This is a genomic window from Deltaproteobacteria bacterium GWA2_45_12, from assembly GCA_001797365.1.
Classification (GTDB): Bacteria; UBA10199; UBA10199; order UBA10199; family UBA10199; genus UBA10199.
Genome location: MGPH01000036.1, coordinates 6,167 through 23,908 on the forward strand (window position 1 = coordinate 6,167; position 17,742 = coordinate 23,908).

The 17,742-nt window shown below is 44.3% G+C and carries 15 protein-coding genes and 1 pseudogene (1 of these 16 running past the window's edge); 9 read left to right on the forward strand and 7 right to left on the reverse strand.

The annotated features are described in order from the left end of the window. A pseudogene (locus A2048_03530) lies at positions 1-303 on the forward strand (hypothetical protein) (it extends 2,445 nt beyond the left edge of the window). A gap of 13 nt (positions 304-316) precedes the next feature. On the opposite strand, the gene A2048_03535 reads toward A2048_03530, so the two are convergent. Beyond that, positions 317-622: a hypothetical protein gene (locus A2048_03535; protein OGP08977.1), complete on the reverse strand. Its 306-nt coding sequence runs from the start codon at positions 620-622 to the stop codon at positions 317-319. Between the two features lie 245 nt (positions 623-867). Between A2048_03535 and A2048_03540 the strand changes: the two genes are divergently transcribed. Beyond that, entirely contained in the window at positions 868-3,192 is a 2,325-nt protein-coding gene (locus tag A2048_03540) for a hypothetical protein (protein OGP08978.1), read from the forward strand. Position 3,193: 1 nt separating this feature from the next. Here the strand turns inward: A2048_03540 and A2048_03545 are convergent, their stop codons facing one another. The 3 genes from A2048_03545 to A2048_03555 form a co-directional block, all read right to left on the reverse strand. Continuing rightward, positions 3,194-3,967 (reverse strand): hypothetical protein, encoded by a 774-nt coding sequence (locus A2048_03545; GenBank protein ID OGP08979.1) that lies wholly within the window; start codon positions 3,965-3,967, stop codon positions 3,194-3,196. 89 nt (positions 3,968-4,056) lie between these two features. Next, the gene (locus tag A2048_03550) at positions 4,057-4,998 is read right to left on the reverse strand and encodes a hypothetical protein (protein OGP08980.1); all 942 of its coding nucleotides are present in this window, start codon (positions 4,996-4,998) and stop codon (positions 4,057-4,059) included. After that, entirely contained in the window at positions 4,995-6,617 is a 1,623-nt protein-coding gene (locus A2048_03555; protein ID OGP08981.1) for a hypothetical protein, read from the reverse strand. Before A2048_03555 ends, A2048_03550 begins: the two co-directional genes overlap by 4 nt. Before the next feature lie 60 nt (positions 6,618-6,677). Here A2048_03555 and A2048_03560 point away from each other — a divergent pair, with 60 nt between their 5' ends. The 7 genes from A2048_03560 to A2048_03590 all read left to right on the forward strand — a co-directional run bounded on the left by A2048_03560 (position 6,678) and on the right by A2048_03590 (position 16,020). Beyond that, positions 6,678-7,232, forward strand: a complete 555-nt coding sequence (locus A2048_03560; protein OGP08982.1) for a nicotinate (nicotinamide) nucleotide adenylyltransferase — start codon at positions 6,678-6,680, stop codon at positions 7,230-7,232. After that, positions 7,225-8,112 (forward strand): hypothetical protein, encoded by an 888-nt coding sequence (locus A2048_03565; protein OGP08983.1) that lies wholly within the window; start codon positions 7,225-7,227, stop codon positions 8,110-8,112. The genes A2048_03560 and A2048_03565 overlap by 8 nt, the downstream gene beginning before the upstream one ends. Before the next feature lie 135 nt (positions 8,113-8,247). Then, the gene (locus A2048_03570; GenBank protein OGP08984.1) at positions 8,248-9,099 is read left to right on the forward strand and encodes a hypothetical protein; all 852 of its coding nucleotides are present in this window, start codon (positions 8,248-8,250) and stop codon (positions 9,097-9,099) included. A gap of 186 nt (positions 9,100-9,285) precedes the next feature. Beyond that, a complete protein-coding gene (locus tag A2048_03575; GenBank protein OGP08985.1) occupies positions 9,286-11,121 on the forward strand; it encodes a glutamine--fructose-6-phosphate aminotransferase in 1,836 nt (611 codons plus the stop codon). Between the two features lie 30 nt (positions 11,122-11,151). Further along, complete coding sequence (locus tag A2048_03580; GenBank protein OGP08986.1) at positions 11,152-13,422, forward strand: hypothetical protein; 2,271 nt, start codon at positions 11,152-11,154, stop codon at positions 13,420-13,422. Positions 13,423-13,546: 124 nt separating this feature from the next. Next, positions 13,547-15,151 carry a propionyl-CoA carboxylase gene (locus A2048_03585; GenBank protein OGP08987.1) on the forward strand — a complete coding sequence of 535 codons (1,605 nt, stop codon included), beginning with the start codon at positions 13,547-13,549 and terminating at the stop codon, positions 15,149-15,151. Positions 15,152-15,177: 26 nt separating this feature from the next. Next, positions 15,178-16,020 carry a hypothetical protein gene (locus A2048_03590; GenBank protein OGP08988.1) on the forward strand — a complete coding sequence of 281 codons (843 nt, stop codon included), beginning with the start codon at positions 15,178-15,180 and terminating at the stop codon, positions 16,018-16,020. A gap of 11 nt (positions 16,021-16,031) precedes the next feature. On the opposite strand, the gene A2048_03595 is transcribed toward A2048_03590, so the two are convergent. The 3 genes from A2048_03595 to A2048_03605 form a co-directional block, all read right to left on the reverse strand. Next, complete coding sequence (locus A2048_03595) at positions 16,032-16,235, reverse strand: hypothetical protein (GenBank protein OGP08989.1); 204 nt, start codon at positions 16,233-16,235, stop codon at positions 16,032-16,034. A 218-nt stretch (positions 16,236-16,453) separates the two neighbouring features. After that, entirely contained in the window at positions 16,454-16,657 is a 204-nt protein-coding gene (locus A2048_03600; protein OGP08990.1) for a hypothetical protein, read from the reverse strand. A gap of 139 nt (positions 16,658-16,796) precedes the next feature. Further along, complete coding sequence (locus A2048_03605) at positions 16,797-17,612, reverse strand: hypothetical protein (protein ID OGP08991.1); 816 nt, start codon at positions 17,610-17,612, stop codon at positions 16,797-16,799. Positions 17,613-17,742: the final 130 nt, after the last annotated feature.

The following is a 17,742-nucleotide window of genomic DNA, read 5'->3' on the forward strand; positions in this document are numbered from 1 at the left end:
CTGGAAAAGGAAATCATGACAAAGGGACATTCCCTCTACCTAAAGGGGGACTTGCGTTATCCGGAAGCACTTTCTCAATCCAATATCAAAAATGCCCTTCTTGTTTTTCGTGATTTGGGGTTGATCACCACAGATGGCACCGAAAAAATGACACGATCCTATGATGCCCAAAGTTTGAATCAGTGGGAAAAGTTCTTGTTGGAAGTATTGGGGGAACAATCTCTTTTAAATTTAGTAGGAACTAACAGCGGGCCAGTGTTGGTGGCAAATTTTGAGGATCATGAGGAAGGAAGGTTAAACTAGCTCTTTTGAGAAATTAATTTTCTTCACCGGTATCGGTGGGGTCAGCCGTATCGTCGGTGGCTTCATCATCTGCAGCTTCATCGGTAGGCTCTTCTTCGGTAGGCTCTGGGTCTTGCTTGCGATCATCGGCAAGGCTTTGAAGATAATCGACACATTCTACAGTGACATTGCGTATTCTCGAACAATCAACTTTGGCTTCTTCAGCGGAAGCGGTTTTGTCATAGGGTTCATCAACAACCGAACCGCAGCCAATCATCACAAAGGGCATGAACATGTGATAAAAACCAAACAGGGCAATGAGCGTTAATTTCTTTTTCATATTTTTTAAGAAATCCTTCATCTGGTTTAGTTATCGGCAGGTCGTCAATAGAGTTGCTAGGATAAATTGATGCGGGGTGTCAAGAGCTGCTAGGGTCGCCTAACCCTCATTGTATCGGGGCAGGCAGACCCTTCTTTATTAGAAAATTTCCCTCATTTTACAATTTAATCAATCATTCCATATCATTAAGTAAAACACTTTCATATTTGAGTTAGGCATGGGTCTTGCTTTATTTAATACTGCTTATGGGAGAAGTGCATAACAAAGGGGCTCAGCTCGATCAGGAATATTATGTCTTAGGAAGTCCGGAAGGCCTGCAGTCGGAACCGCAGTGCCGTAAGGGACAAATAAAGGAAGGCAGTGGCACCCTGAATACAGGATTTCCTGCCACCATTGTTTGGTCGGACCATCCTTCCATTTTTCACGAGATGAGTTCTGATTTTCAGGATAGTCAAAATGAATTCGGCTATCCCAGAGAAAAGGTTGAAAGACTGCTGAAAAATAACCCCCGAGGGTTGCTTCACAATTATTTTGATAAGGGACTCACACAAGTTCAATTTATTCGTGTTAAACCGCAAACGGAAAATTCCAAAACCTCATCTTCGTGCGTTGAACAAGAATTAAAAATCCCTTCTGCGTGGGAACCTAAAGAGCAAACTTATTATCAAAATTACACTTTATATGCATCCTTGAGTAGCCGAGTTCAATATGAACTTGTTACTGTCCGTCGTGTTAAATTTTCATCCGATGTTACCAAGGCTTTTAAACAGGAAATTAAAGAAATTTCTTGGGAAGAGGCCTTAAGTTATGCCCGTGCGAATGCTCCGCAAAATTTGTCGCTTGTCAAAGTGAGGGAAGAAAACGGGGGATTAACTTTGGTTGAAACTGCTAGGGAAAATCCCTGGATCGACGGTGATGAGATAGGAGAAATGACCCGTACTGTTTATAATGAGGTTCTGCCGTATATTGCCGAGGATAAGCTTCGATCTCAAGTGATGGCGGATTGGGAGAAAGCTCTTAAGGGCACGACGCAAGGCTCAGGTCGGGTGCAGGTAGATTCCCGGACTACCGCTATCATCCGTGATATTATTTTGAAGAGATTTGATGATCTAAGAGCAGAAATCGTTGCTGTATATGAGTCCCTTAAAGTGGCTTATGGCCCCGATTCCGATATTGCTTTTGAAGATCCGTCGAATCTTTCCTTGGAAGATATTTTTAAGAAAATCGATGAGGCATGGCATCATGCTACCGCACTCGAAATACGAAATAGGCATTTGGATATTATATTCAAAGCGGACAGCTTAAAGCGTGTGTATCAGAGTTTCAAATTGGGTTATGAACTAGTCCGTAATCATCCCGGTAATTTCGTATTGATGGGCTCCATGGCCCATTGGAAGGAAACAGGACGGGTACTTGAAACGGGCGAACTTGTTTTGGATATGCCGCTAGCCCAAAATGGAGAGGTCAATTTTGCCAGGCTTAAGGATCAAGAGTCTATAATATTGCCCAGGGACTGGAGTGCCGTTCTTCGTGCCTTAAAAACGCGACTTCAAAAGCCACGTACCCATTCTCCTGCTTCTCAAAAAAGGAGGCTTTCCTTTGGTGCTGGATGGGTATCCCTTCAGGTATCAAATAAATTACGGAGTTTCGATGTTTCAAAATCTGTTGCCTCCATTGAAGGTGTGGTAAGTGCTATTAAAGGTCATTTAGATTTTGGTCCCGAGTATTTGGAAAAATTAGCGCGGAATGTCCGCAAAATTGTCATTGTGCCTGAGCAAGAGATCAAGGCAAGAGCGATGGCGGCGCTTCCCCAGCAGATTCGTGAAGCCGAAAAGAAATTACAACTTGTCTCTGACCGCTTGGCCAAAGAGAAAAATCCACAGGCGAGGGCCATACTTTATCGCGAATTAAACGAAGTATGCTCCCTTATCAAAGCCATTGCGGCCAGGCAGAATACCCTGCCCAACGGTCTTTATTCCGAGGCAGAATCAACAATTTATTTGAATGCTCAAGCTCTCGAAATTTTGGACATCAAAGGTGTCCAAAACTTGATTGCTCATGAGCTGGCTCACGCTGATGAACATTTGCGTAAGAAATTGGGGCTTGTTGATGAAAAAGCTTTTAAAGAAGTGGATGAGTATCAATCAGGTTTTTTGGCAAATGATAAAATTCCCATTTCCAGCCATCCCGATATTCTTGCCAGATCTTCCAAGGCTAGTGAAGAACGTCGTGCCGAGGGATTAGCCCTTTATTGGTTGGATCCAGAAAGATTAAAACAATTTCCCGACCTCGCCTTATATTTTGGCGCACGGTCGTTAAAGTTTGAATCACAACCCTATGTTGTAAACCATGACAAGCCTTATAAGTGGCAAGAGACAAAACAAGCAGGGCGATTTATAAGAAAAGGCCCCTTGATAAAAAATGATCCGGCGCTTCAATTGATCCGTGATTTTTATGGGAATAATTTAGAGCGGTCCATGAAGTATTATATGTGCTTGAACAATGGGGCAGATAATCCGGATCAATGGTTTTTGTTTGATAAAGATGCTTGTACACCCCTAAATCCATAAATCAGGATATTCTCTTAGTCTTCAAGGTTTTCAAACTCAACATCGTCAAAAAAATAACCAAGGACGGAAAGATAATGAGGTGGGGGTAAAATCGCATGGCGCTGTATCCTTCAGCCACTAGAACTCCCCAGCTGGCGTAAGGGGGTTTTAATCCAAGGCCCACAAAGGAAAGTGTGGATTCAGCCAGGATGAGGGCGGGAATTTTTAAAAGAAGTACGGTGAAAAAAACCGATTTGATTTGAGGGAGAAGGTGAAAGAAAAAAAGTCTTTTCTGAGATAAACCCAGGGCCTGGCCTGCTTCGACAAAGAGCGCGGTTTTGTTTCTTAATAATTCTCCACGCACCATTCTGGCAATGCCCACCCATCCAAAGGCTGAAAGGGAAAGAACCAGACCCCAAAACCCTGTCCCAAAAAAAACGCCAAATAAAATAGCCAAGAGCAAATCGGGAATGGCGTAAAAAATATCGACAAGGCGCATTAAGGCTGTCTCCACCAAGCCACCCTTGAAAGCGGCTAGGCCGCCCACAAAAAGCCCTAAAAGGCCCGAGATGAGGGTGGCAATGAGGGCGCATCCCAATGATACGCGCGCCCCATAAAGGATGCGTGAGAGCATGTCGCGGCCCAGTTCGTCAGTTCCTAACCAATGGATGGAGTTGGGAGGGTGAAGGAGGGCATTTTGATCTGGAGAATCAAACCGATGATGCGTTATCAATTGAGGGGCCGTAGCACCCACAGTTAAGAAAACGAGATAAAGCAGGACAATAATTTTTTTCATAAAAAATCGGTCATTGAGCGGATTCGAAATGCCGACCCTTCGACCCCTCGACTCCGCTCGGGGTCCACTCCGCTCAAGGGCCAATATGATCACCGTTTTTTTACCCTCGGGTCTAAAAACCCATACCCCACATCCACCAAAAAATTCATGGTCATTAAAATAACGGCAAAAGTCAGCGTAAGCCCCATCACTAAAAACATGTCTCGATCGATTACCGAAGCCACAAAATGCCTTCCCAACCCGGGGATGGCAAACATGGTTTCCACGATAAACGAGCCTGTAATGAAATGGGCCGCCAGAGGCCCAATGAAAGTGAGCATGGGAAAGGCGGCATTTTTTAAGGCGTGCTTGGCGATGATTTTTTTAGGGGTGAGCCCTTTGGCCAGGGCTGTTCGCAAATAATCTTTTTTAAGTTCTTCCTTTAAGCTGGCCGCCGTGAGCTCAGCCATCATGGCCACAGGCCCCAAGCTTAAGGTGAGAGCTGGCAAAATGAAGAAACGCCATCCTTCCCACAAGGCTGGTGGAAGCCATCGGAGAAAGATTGAAAAAATTAAGATGAGGGTAATGCCCGTAATGAAGGAGGGCGTGCTTAAGCCCAGGGTGTTAAACCACGAGATGGTTTTACCAAGCCAGGCGTTTTGCGTCCCCACCATGATCAGGCCCAAAATGATTCCTAAAATAAGTGAAAGGATCAGGGCGGCAAAGCCCAGTTGTAAGGATGGCCCCATGGCTTTGAGGATAATTTTCCCAACATCGCGATCTTTGTATTTAAGGGAGGGGCCTAGTTCTCCGTGAGCAAGATAGAGGGTATAGGATTTTAAATCTTTTAAAACCCAAACAAGAAAAGAATCATTCCCTTTTTCATGCAAACCGTATTTTTGATAAAGCTGTGTTTTAATTTCTGCCGGAAGCGCGCGCTCGGCGTCAAAGGGACCGCCCGGCAATACGTGCAATAATAAAAAAGTGAGCAAGAGAATCCCGATAAGCGTAATCAGGTAGGTAGAGAGATGTTTGACAAAAAAGGAGATCATGGATTTAGGGGCTCATGTAAGGGCAATTCATGAATTGCCCTCACCCGTTTTAAATACACTGCATCCAAAGAACTTGTCGGATACGGTTGCCATTTCTTTTTAACCACCATGTTTTGGGTGTGCTGGTACAAGGGGATGATGATGGCTTCTTCATCAAGAAGCATTTTTTCTGCCTGAGTGTAAATATTTTTTCTTTTCTCCACATTGGCTTCTCCTCTGGCCTGTATCACCAGCGCGTCAAAGGTTTTGTTTTTCCACTGAGTAAAATTATTCCCGGAATAAGAAAGAAATACGTTCATGAAACTGTCCGCATCCGGATAATCGGCCCCCCAGCCCAGGCGAAACAAGCCAGGAGCATCGTTGTGCAAGAGTGAAAGATAGGATTTCCAGTCTTGATTGATAAGCTCAACATTTAATCCCAAATTCTGTTTCCATTGGTTTTGAGCCCATTCCGCCAGTTTTTTGTTTGTGGGATCACTGTTGAAATAAAGTTCAATGGGTTGGGATAAATCCACTTTTGATTTTTCAAGATCAAGGCTCGCCAAGTCCGGATTAAAGCCCAGCCCTGCCTCTGGGCTGGCTGTGGGAAGATTGGATGGGATCCATGACTTTATGGGGATTTCCTTACCATTAAGAATGGAAGGGATTTGGGATTTGTCCAGGCTTTGGCTTAAGGCGCGACGGAAAAATACATTGTCAAAGGGCGGTTTGGTGATGTTGAAGCCGAAATAAGTGTTTCGTAAACGGCTATGATGAACAAAGTCAGGGCTATTTTTATAATGACCGATGGCCATGGGAGGAAGCACGGCCACGTCAATCATGGCTTGATCATAAAGGGTAAGGGCTGTGGAAGGATCGGGGACAATATTAAAAATAATTTCATCCACAAAGGGTTTTGGAAGGCCCGCATAGGACGGATTTTTTCGTAAGCTCAAACGATATTCGTGCCACCATTCTGTGAGTTGATAAGGCCCGCAGGTTACAATATTTCTCGGCTCCGTCCACTTCGGTCCATACCGGTCCACCACGTCCACCCGAATCGGATACGTCACCATGAAGGTAGTCAAATGGGGGAAGTAAACGATGGGTTGGGTCAAGGTGACGAGCAAGGTATGATCATCCACGGTTTTAATCCCCACCTTTTCTGCATCAAGGATTTGGCCCGTATTAAATTCTCGGGCGCCCACAATGTCATACAAAAAATAAGCGTATTCGCTGGCCGTTTTGGGAGCGAGTAAGCGCAGCCATGAATCACGAAAATCATTGGCTGTAACAGGTTTCCCGTCAGTCCAGGCATGATTTTTTTTAAGATGAAAGGTGTAAACAAGCCCGTCTTTGGAAACATCCCAGGTTTCGGCGATGGCGGGAACAGGATTCATGTTTTCATCATATTCGGCCAACCCTTCCATGATTTGATTGATCACCTGATGGCTGACATTGTCATTGGCCAAGTTCCAGTCCAATGTGGGTGGTTCGGTGGCCAGGGTGAGATGCAAAGCGTTTTCATTTTTTGTTTTTGATGAGGCACATGAAACCAAGACAATTCCTGTTGCAAGCAGTGTAAAAATGCGGGAGGTTTTGAAACACATTGCGGTACATGGTTCGACCAGGCTCACCATGTCCATAAATCTGGATGGACACCCTGAGCTATGTCGAAGGGTGAGAGATTGTTGAAACCGATGCAAGATAAGTCAAGGCAAAAACATGTGGTTCTTTTTGGAGGTTCTTTTAATCCCCCGCATATCGGGCATAGGCAGGTGCTTGAACATTTGGTTGCATTAAAAAAGTTTGATGAAGTCTGGGTTGTCCCCAGCTACGCTCATCCCTTTGAAAAAGGGCTCATCCCTTTTGAACATCGGGAAAAAATGTGCCATCTTTTGATTGAGGGTTTGGATAGCTTGGTGAAGGTTTTGCCCATCGAAGAAGAATTAAAAAAGAATCCATCCTACACGATTGATGTGGTAACAGAATTAAAGCAGCGTTTCCCGAATGCCCAATTTCATCTTGCTATCGGCAGTGATTGCAAAAATGATTTGCCCCGGTGGCATCGTTATGAAGATTTAAAAAGACTTGTCCAATGTTATTTTATTCCCCGTTTTGGAATTGAGCCATCTCCCTTTGCCGCCATTTCAAGTAGCGAGGTGAGAATGATGATCAAAAACCGCAAACCTTGCGAGGCCTGGGTGAGCCCCAAGGTTAAAAAATATATTGAGGATCACAAGCTCTATGTCTGATGTGACCAAACCCGTCCGTCGTGTGTTGGTGGTGAACAAAAAAACGCTTTTTGAAAAATTTGCGGATGGTTCCACCTTTTTTCCCATAAAACACCTTCATCGTAAGGGGCATGGTTCGATGCAATGGTTGAACCTGGCTCATCGCGAACACAAAGCGACCCTAAAAAGGGTTGTTTCTTTTCTGAAAAATAAAAAAGTTTCTTTTCGGGTTGTCACCAGCCCCACGCAGGCCCAGGTTCATGCTTGCGATCTGGTTATTACTGTCGGTGGGGATGGCACTTTTTTAAGGGCGGCCAGATTCACTTCAAAAAAACCGATCGTGGGAATTAATTCTTCCCCCCAATTCAGTGTGGGGGCCCTTTGTTCCATTGATGCCCCCCAATGCGAAAAAAAATTGGAAAAGATTTTTCAGGGGAAATTCAGGTTGAATAAATTCTTTCGCCTTTGCGTTTTTATCAACGGCAAAAAACAGAAGTTTCAGGCGGTCAATGATGTGCTTTTTGCCAATTCAATCCCCGCGGGAACAACCCGTTATTGGTTGGAGGTAGATGGCAAGAAAGAATTGCAAAAAAGTTCCGGGATATGGTTTTCGACCTCCCTTGGCTCTACGGCAGGGATTCATGCTGCTGGTGGACGCGTGGTTCCCAAAAAGCATCCTTCCCTTCAATTTTTGGTGAGAGAACCTTTTAAGAAGAAGGGGAAGTCTTACCAATTAAAACACGCCATTTTATCCAAAAATAAAAAAATTGTTTTGATGAACCAAACTGTGCAGGCAGCTCTCTATTTGGATGGAATTCAAGCGATCTATCCCTTGAGCTATCGGGACAAAATAACTATTTCCCTTTCCTCCGATCCTATTTTGGTTGTGTCAATAATCTAGCAATTTTAGGGTCTGTAATCGTCATTTATTTGGCTATTCTTTTGATTTTTCCTTTCAATCGATTTGTAAATACTTGTAAATATTAGTTTTATAATTCTGGCCCCGTGGCACCTTCCTTGCTTTCTTTAAGGGGGAATGAGTTTATCCCGTGTTTTCATTTTAGGAAGTTTGTTTTTCTGGTGGGTTGGGGGAATGGGGTCTTTTGCATGGGCTTCCTCTGTTGAAAATAATTCCTTAACCTCTCAAACCCGGATTGTCATTAATATACCTGCACGTTCTTTAAGCCTTTATGATCATGGGGAGTTGATTCAAAAATTTCCCATTGCCGTGGGATCTTCAACTTACAAAACCCCCATGGGGCGTCGGGAACTAAACCAGATTGTTTGGAACCCATGGTGGATCCCGCCTGATAGTGCCTGGGCCAAAGATGAAAAGAAGACACCTCCGGGGCCGAAAAATCCGCTGGGGCCTGTCAAAATGGAATTGGGTGATTCCATTCGTATTCATGGCACCAATAAGGAAAAATCGGTTGGAACGGCGGCCTCCCATGGTTGCATGCGCATGTTTAACGAGGATGCAAAAAAACTGGCGTGGTGGATTCAAACCCATTTTTCAGACAAGACGAACCCCGCTTTGCAGGAAAAATACAAGGCTCATCCCGGGCAGAGTTTTTATGTAATTTTGAATCAAACCATTCCTGTCAATATTGTTTATGAACCTTTTGAAATTGATGGTGGTTCTTTGGTGATTCATCCCGATGTCTATGGCCGTGTGGAAAAAGTAAGAGAGAAGGCACTGCAATGGCTTGCAAAACAGGGAATTGATTCCAAAGTTTTAAATGAGGAAGTTTTTGAAGCTTTTGTTTTGGGAGTGAATACACGGCAATCGTTTGTGGTGCGGCTTAAAGACCTAGTGCCAGGGGAATGGAGAAATGTTGAAACAAGAATTGCTTCCAAAAGCAATACAGGTCAACAAGGCCCTTTGTAGTCTGTTACCTCCGCCACGCTAATCCCGCGTAGCGGGACCCCGAACGCGGGGCCGACAAAAATTCGCGAGAATGACGATTTTATTTTTTCTTTTCAATTTTATCCCTTTCAAGGTAAAAGAGTATCCACTAAGTGGTTCCAGGTTTTCTCATAACTCATAACCCATAACTCATAACTCATAACTATTATGTGCGGTATTGTCGGCTATGTCGGAAATAAAGAAGCGGCTCCCATTTTACTCAATGGGCTCAAGCGCCTGGAATACAGGGGCTATGATTCGGCCGGCATTGCCGTAAAAAATGGGGTCCATTTTTCCATTAAACGCGCTGAGGGGAAGCTTTCAAATCTTGTTTCCAAAGTTGCAAAGGATACGCCTGTGGGAAGTTTGGGTATAGGGCATACACGCTGGGCTACCCACGGTAAGCCCACCGAAACAAATGCCCACCCCCATCATGCAGGTCGTGTTGTGCTTGTTCACAACGGGATTATCGAAAATTACCTCAAGCTGAAGGAAAATTTCCTGAAAGGCCGCAAAATTCTCAAATCAGAAACAGACACTGAAATTATTTGCCATGTCATTGAGGCTTATTTACAAAAAGGAGTTTCATTTTTGGAAGCTTTTCAAAAAGCGCTTCAAAAATTGGAAGGGACCTATGCCTTGGTGGTCATGGATCTTGAAAACCCGGGGCAATTGTATGTAGCTAAAAAAAGCTCCCCCCTGATTATTGGAGTGAAAGACAGAGAAACCTTTGTCGCTTCTGATATTCCCGCCATTTTGCCTTTTACTAAAAAGATTATTTATTTAGACGATGGTGAAACAGCTGTTTTAAAACCCGGAGAAGTTACAGTTTATGATAGTGATGGCAGGATATTAAAAAAGGAAATTTGTACAATCAAATGGTCCCCAAAAATGGCTGAAAAAGGGGGGTACAAACATTTCATGCTCAAGGAAATCATGGAACAGCCCCGTGTGATGGAAGAAACCATTTTGGGACGGATTCAAAAAGGAAAACAGACAATTTATTTTCCGGATTTGGATAAATTATTTAAGAGCAAAAAATTTCCATCTTTTAACCGTTTTTATATGGTGGCTTGTGGAACCAGTTGGCATGCGGCCATGGCGGGCAAGTATTTGATTGAGTCCATTGCCAAAATTCCTGTGAGTGTGGATACGGCCAGCGAATTCAGGTATCGCGAACCCTTCATCGACAAAAAAACCCTTTTGCTTGTTATTTCCCAGTCGGGAGAAACAGCGGACACCTTGGCCTGCATGGATGACGCAAAAAAAAGAGGGGCCAAGGTCATTGCCATTTGTAATGTGCTTGGTTCAAGCATTACCCGCAAAAGCAATGTAACCCTGGATACACGAGCCGGGCCCGAAATAGGGGTTGCCTCTACAAAAGCTTTCACCACACAGATGGTTCAGTTGTTCCTTTTGTCCCTTTATCTGGCCCTTAAAAACAAAACAATTGATGCAACTTATGTCCAAAAAGCCATCAAGCAATTAAATCTCCTGCCTTCTTTTATGGAAAAAATGTTGGCGCAGAAAGAAGTTCTTTACAAAATGGCCCAAAAATTAAAAGAGGCCCACGATATTTATTATATCGCCCGTGGTGTGCATTATCCCATTGCCCTGGAAGGAGCCTTAAAGCTCAAGGAAATTTCCTATATTCATGCCGAAGGTTATTCAGCCGGTGAAATGAAACACGGCCCGATTGCGCTGATTGAAAAAGGAACGCCCGTTGTGGCTATTGCCCCCGATGATCGCGTGTGCGGGAAAATGATTTCCAATATTGAAGAAGTCAAAGCGCGTGGAGCTTCCGTGTTTACACTGGCAACTGAAGGAGATCATCGTTTTGATGAAAGAAGTGAGGCTGTTTTTTATTTGCCCCGTACTCAATGGTATTTGGCTCCCATCCTTGCTGTTGTTCCCTTACAGTTACTGGCCTATTTTGTGGCGGACTTAAAAGGCTGCGATATAGACCAGCCCCGTAATTTGGCGAAAAGTGTGACGGTGGAATAAAATGGGCGATCACAAGGATCGCCCCTACCTATGCTATCCCAATTAAACCCCCAACAACGAAAAGCATCTGAACAGACCGAAGGGCCGCTTCTTATTTTGGCCGGAGCCGGTTCCGGGAAAACGCGCGTGCTCACCTTTCGCATGGCCCATCTTTTGGCAAAAGGTTTGGCACGTCCCTGGAATATTTTTGCCGTCACGTTTACCAACAAAGCCGCTTCTGAAATGAAGGAACGTGTGGAAAAGCTTGTAGGCCTTGGTGTTGCCAAGGAGATGTGGGTTCATACCTTTCATTCAGCCTGTTTGCGGATCTTAAGGGCCCATGCCGATAAGCTTGGGTTCACCAAAGACTTCACCATTTATGATGACCAAGATCAGCTCAAAATTATCACGCAATGCATCGATGAACTCAAAATCAATCCCAAGGTTTTTAGCCCAAAGGCCATGGCGGGGGCGATCAACAAAGCCAAAAACGATGGCTTGACGCCGGCTCAATATCAAAAGCAACATTCTGATTTTTTTGGGGAAAAAGTGGGGACGGTTTATGAATCCTATCAAAAAAAAATAAAGCTCAGCCAGGCCATGGATTTTGGGGATTTGATCTTAAATGTACTTGTTCTTTTTCAAACGCATCCCGAAGTTCTTTCCCACTATCAAGACAAATTCCGTTACATGCACGTGGATGAATTCCAAGACACCAACAAAAGCCAATATGCCGTGATGAAATGTCTGGCCCAAAAATGGCGGAATATTTGCGTGGTGGGGGATGACGACCAGTCCATCTACCGCTTTCGTGGGGCTGAAATAAAAAATATCCTCGATTTCCAAAAAGACTATCCCGAGGCGTGCCTGGTCACTCTTGATCAGAATTATCGTTCCACCAAAACCATCATCTCTGCTGCCGGGGCGGTGGTCGGGAAAAACAAAAAACGCATGGGCAAAACCATGTGGACCGATAATGCGGAAGGGGAACTAGTCACCCTTTTTCATGGCCTTACTGAAAAAGAAGAAGCCCAGTTTGTTGTAAGAGAAATTGTTTTCAGAAATCAAAAATTCACGTTTGACGACATGGCCCTGTTCTACCGCACCAATGCTCAGTCCCGCGTTTTAGAAGATGAACTTCGCAAAAACCGCATTCCCTATGTAATTTATGGCGGCATGCGTTTCTATGACCGGCAGGAAATCAAAGACATGATGGCCTATTTGAAAACTTTGGTGAATCCGGCGGATTCCGTCAGTTTAAAACGCATCATCAACGTGCCGACACGTGGTATTGGGCAGACGACGGTGGATAAATTGGATGCGTTGGCTACCGAGCATTCGATATCACTGTGGCAAGTCCTTGAGCAATTGGTTAACGTCCCCCAACCCCCTCTTAAAGTAAGAGGGGGCGAGGGGGAGTTATTCAATGCGGGGACTTTGCTCAAACTCAAATCTTTCCACGACATCATCACCAAACTCAAAGCTGATGTCACCACGATGGAGTTAACCGATTTCATGCCCCATCTCTACAGTGTGACGGGATATTCCAAAAGTTTAATGGAACAAAAAACGATGGAAGCCGAAAATCGTATGGAGAACCTGGAAGAATTGGTGAGTGTCGTCGGCGATTTTTTAAGTGAGGTCGAAACACCGACACTTGAATCTTTTTTGGACATGGCTTCTCTCATGAGTGCTACGGATAAGGATGGCGACGCTATCACCGATCGCGTGACCTTGATGACGTTGCATTTAGCCAAGGGCTTGGAGTTCCCGGTGGTGTTCATGGTGGGCATGGAAGAGGGATTATTCCCCCACTCCCGATCACTTGAATCCGATGATGATTTGGAAGAAGAGCGCCGCATTTGTTATGTGGGCATGACACGGGCGCAGGAGTTTCTTTACTTAAGCCATGTCTCCAGTCGCAATCTTTTTGGAGCCAGCCAATACATGCTCTCTTCGCGCTTTTTGGACGAGATTCCTGATCAATTCCTCAATCGAATTTCCCCAAAGCCTGAATGGAAAGAAGAAGACGAAAATCAGGATAAAGGTTTTGATTTTGATGCAAAAAAAATTTCAATTCCCAAAAGATCTTTTAGTTCTCCTGTAAATGTGCGCCATGCTGATTTGGAAAGAGAAGTAGCACGCCATATTGGCCCTGTTAGCCCCTATAGAATCGGATCCAAAATTAAACACCCCATCTTTGGTGTTGGCACTGTCCGCGCCAGTGAAGGCCAGGCCGAAGGGCACAAACTCACGATTATTTTTTCAAATGGGGATATTAAAAAAATTCTTACGAAATATGTTCAACTTGAAGTGATGTAATTTGCCAAACATCGGGGTGAAGATGGATAAAATTTGTATACAGGCAAGTTTATTTTGATTACGCTTCTTTCCCTTACAAAGATCAGATTTTAAAAGTAATTTTTTAAAAAAAGAGGGTAATCCCATGTCCCTTCGCGATTTAACCCAACAATTCAACCAGAAAAAAAAGAATGTTCTTGGCATGGGTGGGGCTGATGAAATTGCTAAGCAACATGCCGCAGGCAAACTCACAGTGCGCGAACGCCTTGATTTACTTTTAGACAAAAATTCTTTTGTTGAGATGGGAAGTTTGGCCACTTCGCAGGTTGAAGATGCTGCGTTAGGTGGAAAAGAAACTCCGGCCGATGGTGTTATTACAGGGATTGGCCAGATTGGTGGTCGAAGGGTTTGTCTGATTGCCTACGACTTTACGGTGATTGCCGGAAGCATTGGCGAGGCCGGGGAACGTAAGGCCAATCGGATGCGTGAACTGGCCCTTTGGGAACGCATTCCCATCATTTGGTTGCTTGATTCTGCGGGGGCACGCATTCAGGAGATTGCCAGTTCCAAATTTGCCTCCACCGGGAAAATGTTTTTTGACCAGGTAACCCTTTCCGGTGTTGTCCCTCAAATTGCGGCCCTCATGGGGCCATGTGCCGCGGGTACGGCCTATATTGCCGCCTTGGCTGATTTTGTCCCCATGGTCAAAGGGACATCCTCCATGGCATTGGCAGGCCCACCCTTGGTCAAGGCCGTGATTGGCGAAGATGTTTTGACAGAAGATTTGGGAGGCTCCAAGGTTCATTGTGAAATAAGCGGTGTGGGGGATTTGGAAGTAAAAGATGACAAAGAATGTATCTCCGTTATCAAAAAATATCTGAGTTATTTTCCCGACCATTGTCAGGCAAAACCGATCCCCCAACAAAAAAATATTTCTGTATTGCCGCAGAGTGACCGTCTTTCCCAATTGCTTTCCGGCAGTGATGCCGATGAAGATCGCTTAGATGATGATATTTTGGATATCTTACCGGCCAGTTCTCGCCAGTTTTACGATATGCGCAACATCATCACAAAAATTGTGGATGGGAATGAATTTTTGGAAATAAAGCCCAAATTTGGCCAGGGGCTTATTACAGCACTGGCTCGTGTGGGAGGTTTTTCAGTGGGGTTTGTGGCCAGCCAGCCGGCTTATCATGGGGGTGTGATTAACGTGGATGAATCAGACAAGGCTGCGCGTTTTATTAATTTGTGTGACGCGTTTAACATCCCCCTTATTTATTTGCAGGATGTACCGGGGTTTATGGTGGGTTCTGAAGTTGAAAAAAAGGGGATTATCCGCCATGGGGCCAAAATGCTCTTTGCCACCAGCCGGGCCACGGTTCCAAAAATCACGGTGATTATCCGCAAAGCTTATGGAGCCGGTTATTATGTGATGGGGGGAAAGGCTTATGGGCCCGATTTGATTGTTGCGTGGCCAACAGCTGAAGTAAGTCTGATGGGGGCGGAAGGAGCGGTAAATATCATTTATCGGAAAGAAATACAAAAAGCCGATGACCCTGAAAAAAAACGAAAAGAATTGGTTGAAGAATACCAGAAGAAAATTGCCCTTGATGTGGCGGCCGGTGGGGCCTATATCGATGAAGTTATTGATCCACGGGATACCCGTAAAGTGATTGTGGAAACCTTGAAGTTTTCACAGAATAAAAAATTGGAACAACCGTATAAAAAACACGGAGTGGAGCCTGTTTAAGTGAATAGTGAAAGGTGAATAGTGAAATGTCCAAAGTTATTATCACAGCTGCCTTGACAGGTCTTGCTGCCAACCGCGATCAGTGCCCATCAATTCCATACACTCCTGATGAAATTGCCGACGAAGCCCATCGTTCGTGGCAGGCGGGGGCCTCGGTAGTGCATATCCACGCTCGTGAAGATGATGGCCGCCCTACCCAGCGGCTTGAAGTTTATAAAGCCATACGGGATAAAATCAAAGCCAAGTGCGATGTGATCATCAATTTTTCAACGGGCACGATCGGTGTCCCCAAAGAAGAGCGTATCCGGCACATTACCGAACTGAAGCCGGAAATCGGGGCGCTTAACATGGGTTCGATGAATTATGCCAAGTATTCCCCCGACAAGAAAAAATTTGTTTTTGATTTTTGTTTTGAAAACAAGTTTGAGACCATTGAATTTTTTCTGCGACACATGCTTAAAAGCGGTGTCAAACCGGAACTTGAATGTTTTGATGTGGGGCATGTGACCAATGCCGAACCTTTTGTGGACATGGGCCTCCTTAAAGAGCCCGTTCAATATTCCTTTATCATGGGTGTGTTGGGGGGGATTAAGGCCACACCCAAAAATCTTGCTTTCCAAGCCAGTCAAATCAGCAAAAATTCCACTTGGGAAGTTATTGGCATTAGCCGGGACCAATGGCCCATGATTCGTGCTGCGTTGGAATTGGGGGGAAATATCCGTGTAGGTTTGGAAGACAATTTTTATTTACCCAATGAAACCATGGCAAAATCTAATGGCGAGTTGGTTGATACTGCAGCTAAAATGGTCAAAGACTCTGGCCGCACTGTCGCCACCGTGGTGGAAGCCCGGAAAATTTTGTCGTTGTAGACATCTAGGCCCTACTCCTGTTCTTTTTTATCATTTACATCTTCTTCTTTGTTTTCATCTGACGGAGAACTTTCGTTGGCTGGAATGGCATATTTCCCGCTGCCCCAGTTTCCTAAATCGGTTGTTTTGCAACGCAAACTGCAGAAAGGCCGGTAAGGGTTTTTTTCCCATGTGGTGGACTTGTGGCATAGGGGGCAGGTCAATTTTTGAGGCATGTGTTTTTAACACCAAAAAAAACCTTATTTTGCAACTAAAATTGAGTTTTCAATTTCACTTTAACTTCAATGATTCTTACCTACCTTAAAACCACCGAGAACATGGTTCCCGATGCCTGGTGGGAGGCTAGGCTTGGTTCTGTTTCTAAAAAATTTCGTGAAATAAAAAACAAGGCTCTGAGTCCACCTGCTGTTGCAGTGGTTTGAAGGGTTATTAGTTAGGCAGGAGAATACGTATCCAATCCAAGTTTCCAAAAATATCGTGTGAATTGTCTGGTTTCGTTTTTATTTTGGTCCGATCTTTCTGCAAGCAGTTCTTCTTCAATCGGTTTTTTGGCATCATAAGTGAATAAAGGGCCTTCATACCCCAAAAATTTTTCTAAAATAACATTCTCAAATATTTTTTTTGTATCTACTCGCATAACGTTACCTTTCCCTTGGGCATCAAGCCTCATTTGTATGTGTGTTGTCTGGGTTCCAGATATGCGCTTATGGGAGGGCAATGTATACGTATATAAAGGAAAGAAAGGATCTGGTATCAAAAGACCATGAAAAGGTTGACTATAATAATTCCGAGAGGAGTGATCTTTCTATGGCCATGGGTTCTGAAAGGTTACTTCTTACTGGACGGCCAAACGGCTGACTTCCCACCATCAATTTGTGTTTTGAATACCAGTAAAAATCGACTGTTTTTGAAGAATACATATTGGGTCTTTTATAAATAACCAAATGAGGGTTCTTTCTTTTTAATTCGTCACAAACTTGGTGGTAGATTTCCAGATCAATGGCCAGTTGGCCGGCACTGAGACGGCCGCCCCGGCCTTCGGGAATAAAACGATACAGGTGCCAGGCATGAACAAGGCCACCATCATGGTTGTAGTTATGAAGAAAGTTTGCAATCTCAGGAAGATTTTCCAAGTTGGTACGATTGACCACTGTAGAAATTGTTACAGACCGGCCTGTTCCCCTTAATTTTTCCAGACGTTCAAGGATGATGCTTAAATGTTCCTTTTTGGGATAATTTCTTAAATGATTATGAATGGCGGCATCCATAGAGTCGATGGGCAATACATAGCGGTCAATCGAATCGATATTTTCAAACCCATCGGGCATCGAAATCCCATTGGTTCCCACTTGAACAACAAACCCCATTTCCTTGGCCTTTTGGGTGATAAGCAAAAAATCATGTTTCCAGACAAAAGGTTCCCCACCCCCAAAGACAACGCATGAGACTTTTTCTTTTTTCAAAAAAAGAAGCAAAGCCAAGGCTTCTTCAAATGTCATGGAAGAAACAGAATTATCCGTTGCACAAAACCGGCAAACCATGTTGCAACGGGAAGTCAGGAAAATAACGGCAATGGGCGGTAATGGAATCATAGGTAAAATTCCCACTTAAAAAATCAAACCCATTTTATCTCATATTGAGAAAGCTTAACTATGATTTGGATCAGATAGGGGAATAGAGCCAGAACTTCTATGCGGAGAGGGTGGGATTCGAACCCACGTT